General features: G+C 68.4%; 12 protein-coding genes and 1 tRNA gene. 6 read left to right on the forward strand and 7 right to left on the reverse strand.

All coding sequences use genetic code 11. The features are described from left to right. Nucleotide 1 precedes the first annotated feature (1 nt). From A5730_RS10175 to A5730_RS10185, 3 genes are read right to left on the reverse strand one after another with little or no spacing between them, the layout of a single operon-like run. Nucleotides 2-1,573 carry a carboxyl transferase domain-containing protein gene (locus A5730_RS10175; RefSeq protein WP_067899052.1) on the reverse strand — a complete coding sequence of 524 codons (1,572 nt, stop codon included), beginning with the start codon at nucleotides 1,571-1,573 and terminating at the stop codon, nucleotides 2-4. Between the two features lie 11 nt (nucleotides 1,574-1,584). After that, nucleotides 1,585-2,235 (reverse strand): 3-oxoacid CoA-transferase subunit B, encoded by a 651-nt coding sequence (locus tag A5730_RS10180; RefSeq protein ID WP_067899054.1) that lies wholly within the window; start codon nucleotides 2,233-2,235, stop codon nucleotides 1,585-1,587. A gap of 49 nt (nucleotides 2,236-2,284) precedes the next feature. Further along, nucleotides 2,285-3,028, reverse strand: a complete 744-nt coding sequence (locus A5730_RS10185; protein WP_067899056.1) for a CoA transferase subunit A — start codon at nucleotides 3,026-3,028, stop codon at nucleotides 2,285-2,287. A 180-nt stretch (nucleotides 3,029-3,208) separates the two neighbouring features. Between A5730_RS10185 and A5730_RS10190 the strand changes: the two genes are divergently transcribed. Both A5730_RS10190 and A5730_RS10195 read left to right on the forward strand, forming a co-directional pair. Continuing rightward, the gene (locus tag A5730_RS10190; protein ID WP_067899623.1) at nucleotides 3,209-3,853 is read left to right on the forward strand and encodes a TetR/AcrR family transcriptional regulator; all 645 of its coding nucleotides are present in this window, start codon (nucleotides 3,209-3,211) and stop codon (nucleotides 3,851-3,853) included. A 63-nt stretch (nucleotides 3,854-3,916) separates the two neighbouring features. Beyond that, entirely contained in the window at nucleotides 3,917-4,690 is a 774-nt protein-coding gene (locus tag A5730_RS10195; protein WP_231994659.1) for an MmpS family transport accessory protein, read from the forward strand. A gap of 5 nt (nucleotides 4,691-4,695) precedes the next feature. Here A5730_RS10195 and A5730_RS10200 read toward each other — a convergent pair whose 3' ends face one another. Next, nucleotides 4,696-6,036, reverse strand: a complete 1,341-nt coding sequence (locus A5730_RS10200; RefSeq protein WP_067899625.1) for an MFS transporter — start codon at nucleotides 6,034-6,036, stop codon at nucleotides 4,696-4,698. A gap of 100 nt (nucleotides 6,037-6,136) precedes the next feature. On the opposite strand from A5730_RS10200, the gene cmrA reads away from it, so the two are divergent. Continuing rightward, nucleotides 6,137-6,943 carry a mycolate reductase gene (gene cmrA, locus A5730_RS10205; RefSeq protein ID WP_067899059.1) on the forward strand — a complete coding sequence of 269 codons (807 nt, stop codon included), beginning with the start codon at nucleotides 6,137-6,139 and terminating at the stop codon, nucleotides 6,941-6,943. Here the strand turns inward: cmrA and A5730_RS10210 are convergent, their stop codons facing one another. Further along, nucleotides 6,944-8,503: a helicase HerA-like domain-containing protein gene (locus tag A5730_RS10210; protein ID WP_067899631.1), complete on the reverse strand. Its 1,560-nt coding sequence runs from the start codon at nucleotides 8,501-8,503 to the stop codon at nucleotides 6,944-6,946. Nucleotides 8,504-8,613: 110 nt separating this feature from the next. On the opposite strand from A5730_RS10210, the gene orn reads away from it, so the two are divergent. The 3 genes from orn (at nucleotide 8,614) to A5730_RS10225 (ending at nucleotide 9,843) form a co-directional block, all read left to right on the forward strand. Continuing rightward, entirely contained in the window at nucleotides 8,614-9,261 is a 648-nt protein-coding gene (orn, locus tag A5730_RS10215; protein ID WP_067899061.1) for an oligoribonuclease, read from the forward strand. A gap of 30 nt (nucleotides 9,262-9,291) precedes the next feature. Beyond that, nucleotides 9,292-9,367, forward strand: a tRNA-His gene (locus A5730_RS10220). 86 nt (nucleotides 9,368-9,453) lie between these two features. Further along, a complete protein-coding gene (locus A5730_RS10225; RefSeq protein ID WP_156745752.1) occupies nucleotides 9,454-9,843 on the forward strand; it encodes a hypothetical protein in 390 nt (129 codons plus the stop codon). Between the two features lie 4 nt (nucleotides 9,844-9,847). Here the strand turns inward: A5730_RS10225 and A5730_RS10230 are convergent, their stop codons facing one another. Both A5730_RS10230 and A5730_RS10235 read right to left on the reverse strand, forming a co-directional pair. Next, nucleotides 9,848-11,044 (reverse strand): Ig-like domain-containing protein, encoded by a 1,197-nt coding sequence (locus A5730_RS10230; RefSeq protein ID WP_082459959.1) that lies wholly within the window; start codon nucleotides 11,042-11,044, stop codon nucleotides 9,848-9,850. Nucleotides 11,045-11,175: 131 nt separating this feature from the next. Next, entirely contained in the window at nucleotides 11,176-12,078 is a 903-nt protein-coding gene (locus A5730_RS10235; protein ID WP_067899066.1) for a DMT family transporter, read from the reverse strand. Nucleotides 12,079-12,109: the final 31 nt, after the last annotated feature.

A 12,109-nucleotide genomic window follows, 5' to 3' on the forward strand; every position in this document is an offset into this window, starting at 1 on the left:
ATCACATCCGGAAGACGCCGTAGGACACCGGTTCCAACGGGGCGTGGGCACATACCGAAAGTGCCAGCCCCACAACCGTTCTGGTGTCGGCCGGATCGATGATGCCGTCGTCCCATAGGCGCGCGGTCGAGTAGTAAGGGTTGCCCTGGTCCTCGTATTGCGCGCGAATCGGCGCCTTGAACGCCTCTTCCTCGTCGGGCGGCCAGGGCGTCCCGGCCGCGGCGAGCTGCTCACCGCGCACCGTCGCCAGCACCGACGCGGCCTGCTCGCCGCCCATCACCGAGATGCGCGCGTTGGGCCACATCCACAGGAAGCGCGGTGAATACGCGCGTCCGCACATCGAATAGTTGCCCGCGCCGTAGGAGCCGCCGATCACGACGGTGAGCTTGGGCACCCGGGCGCAGGCCACGGCGGTCACCATCTTGGCGCCGTGCTTGGCGATGCCGCCGGCCTCGTAGTCGCGGCCGACCATGAACCCCGCGATGTTCTGCAGGAACAGCAGCGGGATCTTGCGTTTGTCGCACAGCTCGATGAAATGTGCGCCCTTCAAGGCGGATTCGCTGAACAGGACGCCGTTGTTGGCGACGATCCCGACCGGATGGCCGTGAATGCGGGCGAAGGCCGTCATCAGCGTCTTGCCGTAATTGGCCTTGAACTCGCTGAACTCACCGCCGTCCACCAACCGCACGACGACCTCGTGCACGTCGTAGGGCACTCGCGGATCCGGCGGCACCACGTCGTAGAGCTCGCTCTGGGCGAATTTGGGCTCGACGGTGGGCTGGATGTCCCATTGGCTGGATTCGCGCGGCCCGAAGGTGCCCGCGATGGCGCGCACGATCCGCAGCGCGTGCTCGTCGTCGTCGGCGAGGTGATCGGTGACGCCGGAGACCCGCGAGTGCAGGTCGCCGCCGCCGAGGTCTTCGGCCGAGACGATCTCGCCGGTGGCGGCCTTCACCAGCGGCGGCCCGCCGAGAAAGATCGTGCCCTGCTCGCGCACGATGACGGCCTCGTCGCTCATGGCCGGCACGTAGGCGCCGCCCGCCGTGCACGAGCCGAGGACGGCGGCGACCTGGGGTATCTCCTGGGCGCTCATGGTCGCCTGGTTGTAGAAGATGCGGCCGAAGTGCTCGCGGTCGGGGAACACCTCGTCCTGGCGCGGTAGGAAGGCGCCGCCGGAGTCCACCAGATAGATGCAGGGCAACCGGTTCTGCAGCGCGACTTCCTGTGCGCGCAAGTGCTTTTTGACGGTCATCGGGTAGTAGGTGCCGCCCTTGACGGTGGCGTCGTTGGCGACGATCACGCACTCGCGTCCGGACACCCGGCCGATCCCGGTGATGATTCCGGCCCCGGGGGACTCGTCGTCGTACATGCCGTTGGCGGCCAGGGCGGCGAGCTCCAGGAACGGGGTGCCCGGGTCGAGCAGTCGATCCACCCGCTCCCGCGGCAGCAGCTTGCCGCGGCTGACGTGGCGTTCGCGGGCGCGCTCGTTGCCGCCCAATGCCGCGGCCGCCAGCTTGTCGTTCAACTCGGCGACCAGCCGGCGATGCTCGTCGGCGAACGATGGCGCGGTCATCACGGATGAACTCACGAATGCCTCCCGGTCCTCGCCAGCACAAGCGGCGGTTCGGTCTTGTCGAGCACCTCGTCGGCCGAGACGCCGGGGGCGGTCTCGACCAGGTGCAGACCGTCGTCGCGGACGTCGATGACGGCCAAGTCGGTGATGATGCGGTCGACGCATCCCACGCCGGTCAGCGGAAGGGTGCATCGCGCAACGATTTTCGGGCTGCCGTCGCGCGCGGTGTGCTCCATCATCGCGATCACCTTGCGGGCGCCGTGGACCAGGTCCATGGCGCCGCCCATGCCCTTCACCATCTTTCCCGGGATCACCCAGTTGGCGAGGTCGCCCGCGGCCGAAACCTGCATCGCCCCGAGCACCGCGATGTCGAGGTGTCCCCCGCGGATGATGCCGAACGAGGTGGAGGAACCGAAGAAGGCCGCACCCGGCAGCGTGGTGACCGTCTCCTTGCCCGCGTTGATCAGATCGGCGTCGACGTCCTCGGGCCGGGGATACGGCCCCACGCCGAGGATTCCGTTCTCCGAATGCACGACGACGGTTACACCGGCCGGGATGTGGTTCGGGACGAGGGTGGGCATGCCGATGCCGAGGTTGACGTATTGGCCGTCCTCGAATTCGGCTGCCACCCGCGCGGCGAGGCCCTCCTTGCTCCAGCTCACTCGGCGCCACTCCTCCTCATCACTTCGTTCTGCATCGTCGTCGGCGCACTCACCGCACCGTCACCTTCTCGATCGGCTTTTCCGGATCGGGCACGTGCACCACCCGGTGCACGAAGACGCCGGGCGTGTGCACCGCGGCGGGGTCGATCTCACCCGGCTCGACGAGGTGTTCGACCTCCGCGATGGTGATCCTGCCGGCCGTGGCGCAATCGGGATTGAAGTTGGCGGCGGCCGCGCGGTAGACCAGGTTGCCGTGCCGGTCGCCCTTCCAGGCGTGCACCAGCGCGAAGTCGGTGCGGATCGCGCGCTCCAAAACGTAGGTCACGCCGTCGAACTCGCGCGTCTCCTTGGGCGGTGACATCAGCGCCACCCCGCCGGAGGCGTCGTAGCGCCACGGCAGGCCGCCGTCGGCTACCGGGGTGCCGACGCCCGCGGGCGTGTAGAACGCCGGGATGCCCGCGCCACCGGCGCGCAACCGCTCGGCCAGCGTGCCCTGCGGGGTGAGCTCCACTTCGAGTTCACCGGCGAGGAACTGGCGGGCGAATTCCTTGTTGTCACCGAAATACGAGGCGACGGCCCGGCGAATTCGCTTGTGGTGCAACAGCGCTTCCAGTCCGACGCCGTAGCCGCCGCAATTGTTGGACACCGTCTCGAGATCACGGGCGCCGGTGTCGACCAACGCCGTGATCAGCGCCTCGGGGATGCCGCAGAACCCGAATCCCCCGACCGCCAGGGACGACCCGTCGGTTATGTCGGCGACCGCCTCGGCGGCTGTCCCCACCACCTTATCCATCGCCGCAGCAGCCTCCTTGCCGTCGGGGCGGGCTTTTGAGTTAATGCTCATTAACTCACGGCAGACAATACCATCGTCGGTGCCGCCGGTCCAGGGACGACGACTTCGCTCATCACAGCAGGTTAACCGGCCAATAATCTGCTAAGTTAGTGACGATTAACCAACTGGACGGGGGTGGTGATGACAACGTCCACCTCTTACGGCGCCGATGCCCCAAATCGCCGCAGCCAGTTGAAATCCGACCGGCGCCTGCAGCTGTTGTCGGCGGCCGAGCGACTGTTCGCCGAGCGCGGTTTCCTCGCCGTGCGGCTCGAAGACATCGGCGCGGCCGCCGGCGTCAGCGGTCCGGCGATCTACCGGCACTTCCCCAATAAGGAGTCGCTGCTGGTCGAGTTGCTGGTGGGCATCAGCGCGCGGTTGCTCGCCGGGGCCCGGGAGGTGCGGGCCCGCAACGGTGACGCGGCGGCGGCGCTGGACGGCCTGATCGACTTCCACCTCGACTTCGCGCTGGGCGAACCGGACCTGATCCGCATCCAGGACCGCGACCTCGCGCACCTCCCCGAGGCGGCCGAGAAGCAGGTACGCAAAGCGCAACGCCAGTACGTGGAGGTGTGGGTCGGGGTGCTGCGCGAGCTCAACCCCGACCTGGCCGAGGCCGACGCCCGGCTTACCGCCCACGCGGTGTTCGGGCTGCTCAATTCGACGCCGTACAGCATGAAATCCCCGGACAACGGGCGCGGAAAGCCGGCCCGCACGGCGCGGTCCCGCGCGGTCATGCGGGCGATGACGGTCGCCGCCCTGGCCGCCGGCAACCGGTGCCCCTGAGCCGGCGCCGGTGAGGTGATTCGCCGTTCGGACGCCCGGCGCAGGTACTCTGCAATCCATGAGGTGGACATGAACGATTCACGTCCCACCGACCGGTTCAGTCGCTCGTTGCCGGCGCAGGGCCCGTGGTACCCGCCGCCCACCGATCCGGCGTACGCCGAGCAGGCGCCCTACTCCCAGGCCTACGGCGGGCAGGCTCCGCCCTGGGCGCCGAACCCGAACGACGCCAACACGACCAGGCAGCTGCCGACGTATTGGCAACAGGACCTCCCCCCGTCGGGTGACTTGCCGTCGCCGGGCACGGGTTCCGCACCCCCTGGAGGCCCGAAGCACCCGCCGCGCTGGCTGTGGATCGTCGCCGCCGCGGCGGTGCTGTTGGTGGTCGCCTTGGTCACAGCCCTGGTGCTGGTCAACGACGCGATCAAAACTCAGACCGCCGTTCCGCCGCTGCCCGCCATGCCGGAGACGACCACCACGATGCCGAGCCCGTCGCCGCGCACGTCGTCGCCGCGCCTGCCGGCTCCGGTGCCGCCGAGCGCCGGCACGCCCACTGAGTCCACCGGGCCGGCCGCCATGCAGGACATCGTCTACAGCGTCGCCGGTGACGGCCGCGCGATCAGCATCATGTACGTCGACAGCGGTGACGTCATCCAGACCGAATTCAACGTCGCGCTGCCGTGGACCAAAGAGGTCAGCCTGTCCAAGTCCGCGGTGCACCCGGCCAACGTGACGATCGTCAACATCGGCCACAACGTCACCTGCTCGGTCACCATCGACGGCGTCCAGATGAGCAAGCGAGTGGGCGTGGGGCTGACGATCTGCGACAGCAGGGGCTGAGCGCCCTAGGAAGGTTCGGCCGCCAGCGCGCCGCGCGCCGGAACCCGGACCGCCAGCATCGCCAGCAGCCCGGCGGTCAGCACCAGGCAGATGCCGGCCAGCCCGGCGCGCACGGCGCCGAATACGTCCACGAACACGGAGAACAGCCACGGCGCGAGGAACGCGACCGCGCGTCCGGTCATCGTGTACAGGCCGAACGCGACCCCTTCCCTGCCGTGCTTGGCCATCTGCAGCAATAGGGCGCGTGAGGACGACTGCGACGGCCCGATGAACATGCACAGCAGCAGCCCGCAGATCCAGAAGGCCACCGAGCCGGACAGCAGCATCAAGGTCAGCCCCAGGGCGACGATCGCGGCCAGCGACCCGACGATGACGGGCTTCGACCCGATTCGGTGATCGACGAACCCGCCCGCGACCGCGCCCACCGCCGCCACCACGCTGGCCACCACCCCGAAGATGAGGACGTCGCCCTGCGAGATGCCGTACACGTTGACCCCCAGGACAGCGCCGAAGGCGAAGATCGCAGCCAGCCCGTCGCGGAACAGCGCGCTGGCGAACAGGAAGTACACCAGGTTGCGGTCGCGCCGCCACTCGGCGGCGACCTCCGTGACCAGCTTGCGGTAGCCGCCGAGCATGCTCGTCGGCTCGTGCACCTCCGTCGAATCGGGCAGCCGGTGCGCGACGAACAGCAGGGGCAGCGCGAAGATGGCCAGCCATGCCGCCGCGACCAGCATCGCCTCGCGGACGTAGAGGCCGTCGTGCAGGGACACGTGCAATAGCCCGCGGGTGGCATCCGGACCGGAGCCCTTCCCGGAGATGAACCCGGTGTAGACCACGAGCAGGAGCAGGACGCTGCCGACGTAGCCGGCCGCCCAGCCCAGGCCGGAGATCCGGCCCGCAGTCTGCGGCGTCGAAAGTTGGCGCAGCATAGCGTTATACGGGACGCTGGCCAGGTCGCTACAGGCCGCCGTCGCCCCCATCAACACCAGCCCCGCCCACAGGTAGCCGGGCCGGTTATGGATGAAGAACATCCCGCATGTCAGCGCAACGGCCAGCGCGGTGAGCACGCCAAGGGCCACCCGCCTGCGGCGTGGCGACTCCACCCAGACGCCCACGGCCGGCGCCAGCAGGGCGACGGTCAGCCCGGCGATGGCAGCGGCGCGCCCCAACCAACTCGCCGGGGTGGTGCCGCCAGAGATGCCCACTCCCACGCTGCTGGTCAGATACACGGCGAAGACGAAGGTGGCCACGATCGCGTTGAGGCCGGTGGAGCCGCAATCCCACAGCGCCCACGCCACCACGCGCGATGGCACGGGCGTGAGCGAACGCGAGGACGGCTGGGCCATGCCCGGCACTCTATGTGTTCTCCCACACCACGCGCGGCATGCGTTCGGCAGCCGACCCGCCGCGCCCAGCGTCGCTGCGCCCGCTGTCTACGATTGCCCTATGCCGATCCCAGCTCCCAGCCCAGAGGCGCGCGCCGTCGTCACCGGGGCTTCGCAGAATATCGGCGAAGCGCTGGCCACCGAACTGGCCGCGCGCGGACACAGCCTGATCGTCACCGCGCGACGCGAAGACCTGCTCAACCAGCTGGCCGCCCGCCTGACCGATAAGTACCGCGTCGCGGTCGACGTGCGGCCCGCCGATTTGGCCGACCCGACGGAACGGGCGAAACTGTGCGACGAGCTGGCGGCCCGGCCCATCTCGATCCTGTGCGCCAACGCGGGCACCGCCACGTTCGGTCCGGTTGCCACGCTGGACCCGGCGGGCGAAAAAGCCCAACTGCAGCTGAATGTGCTGGGCGTGCACGACCTTACGCTGGCGGTGTTGGCCGGCATGGTCGAGCGCCGGGCCGGCGGCATCCTGATTTCCGGTTCGGCGGCGGGCAATTCGCCGATTCCCTATAACGCAACGTATGCGGCCACCAAGGCGTTCGCGAACACCTTCAGCGAATCGCTGCGCGGCGAGCTGCGCAACTCGGGGGTGCACGTCACGCTGCTCGCGCCCGGTCCCGTGCGCACCGACCTGCCCGATGACGCCGAACGCTCGCTGGTCGAGCGGCTGGTGCCGGACTTCTTGTGGATCTCCACCGAGCACACCGCCCAGCTGTCACTGGATGCGTTGGAGCGCAACAAGATGCGCGTCGTTCCGGGTTTGACGTCGAAGGCGATGTCGGTGGCCAGTGGGTACGCGCCGCGCGCCATCGTCGCGCCGATCGTCGGCAGCTTCTATAAGAAGCTCGGCGGCGGCTAGCTATTTCCGGCCGCGCCGGCCGGTGCCGAAGATTCCTTTAACCGCTTCCCGGATGGCGGTATTGATCCCGCTCTTCACGGTTGGGTTGCTGAGCACGTCCTCCCACAAGGCGGGCCCCTTGGGTTCCGCCGGTTGCGGCATCGGCGGGGGCGGCTCGTTCGACGGGACCGGCGGGTAGTCGGACCGCGCCGGTGGCTGCGGCGCGGGCTGGGCACCGACGTCGGGCGGCGGCGCCGGTCGTTGGGCCGTCTGGCCGTATTTCGCTTGCAGTGGACTGGCTTTCGCCGCCTTCGTGATCTCGTCGGTGCCGATCGAGGCCATCAACGAGCGCGGCACCCGCATGCGGGTCCACGCCACGGGCGTGGGAGCGCCCTTCTCGGAGAGCACCGTGACGACGGCCTCGCCGATACCAAGGGACGTCAGCGCCGACTCCAGGTCGTAGACATCGGTTTTCGGATATGTCCGCACGGTCTTGCTCAACGCCTGCTGATCGTCGGGCGTGAATGCCCGCAACGCGTGCTGAATTCGGGCGCCCAGCTGGGACAGCACGTCGTTGGGCAGGTCCGTGGGCAGCTGGGTGCAGAAGAACACCCCGACACCCTTGGAGCGGATCAGCTTGACGGTCTGCTCGACTTGCTCGAGGAAGGCCTTCGACGCATCGGCGAACAACAGGTGCGCCTCGTCGAAGAAGAACACCAGCTTCGGCTTGTCGACGTCGCCGACCTCCGGCAGCACCGCGAACAGGTCGGCGAGCACCCACATCAAGAACGTGGAGAAGATCACCGGGCGCAACGACTGACCGCTGAACTCGAGCAGCGAAACGATGCCGTTCCCCTGGGCGTCGACGCGCAGCAGATCCTGGGGATCGAGCTTGGGCTCACCGAAGAAGGTGTCGCCGCCCTCGGCGGCGAGGTTCACCAGCGCCCGCAGGATGACCCCGGCCGTCGTCGACGAAACGCCGCCTAGGTCTTTCAGGTCGGCCTTGCCCGCGTCGCTGGCCAGGTGGCTGATGACTGCGCGCAGATCGTCCAGGGTGACCAGCGGGCGGTTGGCCTGCTGCGCCCAATGGAAGATCAGCCCCAGCGTCGATTCCTGAGTGGCGTTGAGCCCCAACACTTTCGACAGCAGAACCGGGCCGAAGCTGGCAACCGTCGCGCGCACCGGCACGCCCACTCCGCCGGTGCCCAGCGACAGGAACTCGACCGGGAACCCGGTCGGCGCCCAAGCGTCGCCGGTGTCTTTGGCGCGCGCGGCGGTCTTGTCGTTGGCCTCCCCCGGCCGGGCCAGACCGGACAGGTCACCCTTGACGTCGGCCATCAGCACCGCGACACCGGCGGCGCTGAGTTGTTCGGCGATCAGCTGCAGCGTTTTGGTCTTCCCGGTCCCGGTCGCGCCGGCCACCAGGCCGTGCCGGTTGATCGTGGCCAGCGGGATGCGGATCTGCGCGGTCGGGTCGGCCACCCCGTCGACGACCACCGTGCCCAATTCGAGCGCCCGCCCGTCGACGGCGTAGCCGTTGGCGATCCGGCGCGCGGGTGTCTCCGCCGATTCGGTGCTCATCGTGCTGCGGCCCTTCGAGTGGTTCGGCATGCAGTCCGGCACCGCTCACACTACTTCTCCGGCGGGGGTGACGGGCGGCGTGAGCGCCGCGGGGGCTTAGTGTGAGCGCTGTGCGTGACGAGTTGGTGTGGATCGACTGCGAGATGACCGGGCTGGATCTCGGCTCGGACAAGTTGATCGAGATCGCGGCCCTGGTCACCGACGCCGATCTGAACATTCTGGGCGACGGTGTCGACGTCGTGATCCACGCCGACGACGCGGCGCTGTCGTCGATGATCGACGTCGTCTCCGAAATGCATTCGCGTTCAGGGCTGATCGACGAGGTGAGGGCGTCCACCGTCGACCTGGCGACCGCCGAGGCGATGGTGCTCGATTACGTGGGCCAGCACGTCAAGCAACCGAAGACGGCGCCGCTGGCGGGCAATTCCATTGCCACCGATCGCGCCTTCATCGCCCGCGACATGCCCGCGCTGGACTCGTTCCTGCACTACCGCATGATCGACGTCAGCTCGATCAAGGAACTCTGCCGGCGCTGGTATCCGCGAATCTACTTCGGCCAGCCGGTCAAGGGGCTCGCCCACCGGGCGCTGGCCGACATCCACGAATCCATCAACGAGCTGCGGTTTTACCGCCGCACGGCGTTCGTGGCGCCGCCGGGACCGTCTACCAGCGAGATCGAGGCGGTGGTCGCCGATCTGGGCGGCGGCGAAGGCGCATCGGGATCAATCGATTCGGCCCCGGAGCCACCGACCGGTTAGTATCGACGTCGCCGCTCGTTGGCGGCAATGGTGGCTGTAGTTCAGCTGGTAGAGCACCAGGTTGTGATCCTGGATGTCGCGGGTTCGAGCCCCGTCAGCCACCCCAATCGGCTGGGAGGCGTTGCCTTCCCGCCCGCTCGGGTCCTCGACGACCCACGCGTTTGCACCCGTGAGCGGAAGGGACAGCGGGCCGTGCCGAGCAACCATCGGATCCGGGCGGCCACCGCGGGCTGCGCAGTGCTGCTCGCGGGCTGCGGCGGGGCCAGCCACCCGGCGGCCACCGTCACCTCGACCCTGCCCGCGGAGACCAAGACGGTGACGGTGACCGTAACCCCGCCACCCCCGCCCGGGCCGAAAACGACCATCGAGTCGGACGGCACGTTCATCGTCGGCACCGACATCGAACCGGGCACCTACCGCAGCGCCGGCAAGAGCGGTTGTTATTGGGCCAGGCTGCGCAGCCTGAACACCAACGACGTCATCGACAACAACGTCAACGACGGCCCTCAGGCGGTGCAGATCCTGCCGACCGACCGGGCATTCATGACCAGAAACTGCGGGGTCTGGCAGAAGGTCGGCTGACGCCTCAGGTGTTGGCGTTGCCCGCTTTCCACTGCGGCCAGGGGACGTTCCAGTCGCCCAGCCCCTCGGTGCCCGGCAGCGTCGACCCCACGGTGTTGATGACCTCGACGATGTCGCCGCTCTTGCTGTGGTCGTAGAACCACTCGGCGTTGCTGGGGCTCACGTTCAGGCAGCCGTGGCTGGTGTTGGTGTGCCCCTGGGCGCCGACCGACCAGGGTGCGGAGTGCACGAAGACGCCGCTGTAGGACATCTGGGTGGCCCAGTCGACCTCGGTGCGATATCCGTTGGGCGAGTTGACCGGAACGCCGTACGTGGACGAGTCCATGATGATGTGCTTGAACCGCCCACCGATGATGTAGAAGCCGTTGGCGGTCGGCGTGCTGTCCTTGCCCATCGACGTCGGCATCGTCTTGACCACTTCGCCGTTGACGCGCACGGTCACGGTCTTGGTGGTGTCGTCGGCGGTGGAAATGACCTCGTCGCCAATGGTGAAGTGGGTCTTGACGTTGTCCTCGCCGAACATTCCGTCACCCAGGTCGACACCGTAGGTGTTGACCGCCACGTCGATGGCCGTGCCCGACTTCCAGAAATGCTCTGGGCGCCAACGCACTTCGCGATTGTTGAGCCAGTAGAACGCGCCTTCGACCGGCGGGTTGGTGGTGATCTTGATGGCCTTCTGCGCCGCGGCGCGGTCCGCGATGTTCTCGTCGAACCGGATCGCCACCGGCTCGCCGACGCCGACGACCTCGCCGTCGCCGGGGGCGACGTAGGGCATGGTCAGGTGGGCGGGTGAGCTGGTCTGGAAGGTCATCTGCCGGCTCGCCGCGCCGCCCATGCCCAGCGCCTTGACGCTCAGGGTGTAACGCCGGTTGTAGCCCAGTTGGTCCGTGGTGGACCAGCGCAGCCCGTCGGGGCTCAGCTGGCCGCCGATCGACTTGCCGTTCTCGTTGACCATGGTGACCGACGCGAGGACGCCGTCGGCGACGCTGACGGTCACCGGCGCATCGACGGTGACGCCGACGGCGCCGTCGGTCACCGAGGCGGTGAGCTTCGGCACCAGCAGGTCGGCGAAGGGGGTGCCCTTGTCGAAGATCACTTTCGCCGGCGCCGCGGTGTGGTTGCCACCGCACGCAACGCCGAACACAGCAACCGAAGCGATCGCGGCAGCCAGCCACGATCGTCGTCTGCGCAAAGGCGTCATCGAGTGACCTTCCACGAATTTGATCCAGTTGGTCACCGCTGACCAGAAACAGTCCATGCATTGTAATGCGTTTTGTGTGTTCGCATGCCGACCTTGACAGGTGCGTGATCAGGTGTCACGCGCCGGCGCGCTCAGGCCGGTTGGCCGACCCTGTCGCTCAGTTCCGCTTCGACCCGCTCCCGGGTCGTGAGGGCCTCGACGCGCGCGAGTTTGACGATGGCCGCCGCCATCACCAGCGGCGCCACGGCCAGGGCGATCAGCCCGGCCGGGCCGGCGTCCAGCGTCTCGTCGAGCACCACCACCCCCAGCACCGCCCCGACGACCGGCTGCGACACCTCCAGCGTGGGCATTGACGCGGTCAACGGGCCCGCCCGGAACGCCGACTGGCTCCACACCACGCCGCCCACGATCACCAGGATCGCGGCGTAGAGCTCCGGGGTTCGGATCACCGCCCAGCCGCCATCTCCGAGCCGGGCGACGACGGCCTTGACGAGCACCGCGAAGATTCCCCAGAGCGAACCGGAGACGAGGGCGAACAGCGCCGCCGCCGCGGAGCCACCCCAAATCCGGCCGGCCACGAGGCACGCGACCAGCAGCGGCCCCAGCACGACGGCGACCACGGCCCAGGTCCGAAGCGGCGCGGACACCTGACCGGCCCGCGGATTGCCGACGACGACGATCACCGTGACGGCGGCCGTCAGCAGGCCGGCCCACATCCACTCGGCCGCGCTCACCCTGCGATGGAACAACCGGGCGTTGATCGGCAGCGCGAACAGCAGCGAGAACATGAGCAGCGCCTGCACCAGCAGCACCGAACCCTGGCCCAGCGCGGCCGCCTGCAACCCGACGCTCGCCGCGAGCAGCAGCGCGCCCCACCACCAACGCGGGCTGCGCAGCAGGTTGGCGAACAATTCGACGTGGCCGATCGACGTGTCCTCGATGCAATGCGCCGCCCGTTGCTGCAGCACGTCACCGAGCGCGACGCACAGCGCGGAACTCAAACCGAGCACAACGGCGATTTCCGTGTTGGCCATCAGGCTTCTCCGCCGGCCTCGAATACCGTTG

The organism is Mycobacterium sp. ACS4054 (assembly GCF_001667275.1).
Classification (GTDB): Bacteria; Actinomycetota; Actinomycetes; order Mycobacteriales; family Mycobacteriaceae; genus Mycobacterium.

Coding starts and splice junctions, on each gene's coding strand:
- cmrA (WP_067899059.1), top strand. CDS start 6,137: ATGCCGATCCCAGCTCCCAGCCCAGAGGCGCGCGCCGTCGTCACCGGG.
- A5730_RS10175 (WP_067899052.1), bottom strand. CDS start 1,573: ATGACCGCGCCATCGTTCGCCGACGAGCATCGCCGGCTGGTCGCCGAG.
- A5730_RS10230 (WP_082459959.1), bottom strand. CDS start 11,044: ATGACGCCTTTGCGCAGACGACGATCGTGGCTGGCTGCCGCGATCGCT.
- A5730_RS10235 (WP_067899066.1), bottom strand. CDS start 12,078: ATGGCCAACACGGAAATCGCCGTTGTGCTCGGTTTGAGTTCCGCGCTG.
- A5730_RS10200 (WP_067899625.1), bottom strand. CDS start 6,036: ATGGCCCAGCCGTCCTCGCGTTCGCTCACGCCCGTGCCATCGCGCGTG.
- A5730_RS10185 (WP_067899056.1), bottom strand. CDS start 3,028: ATGGATAAGGTGGTGGGGACAGCCGCCGAGGCGGTCGCCGACATAACC.
- A5730_RS10210 (WP_067899631.1), bottom strand. CDS start 8,503: ATGAGCACCGAATCGGCGGAGACACCCGCGCGCCGGATCGCCAACGGC.
- A5730_RS10190 (WP_067899623.1), top strand. CDS start 3,209: ATGACAACGTCCACCTCTTACGGCGCCGATGCCCCAAATCGCCGCAGC.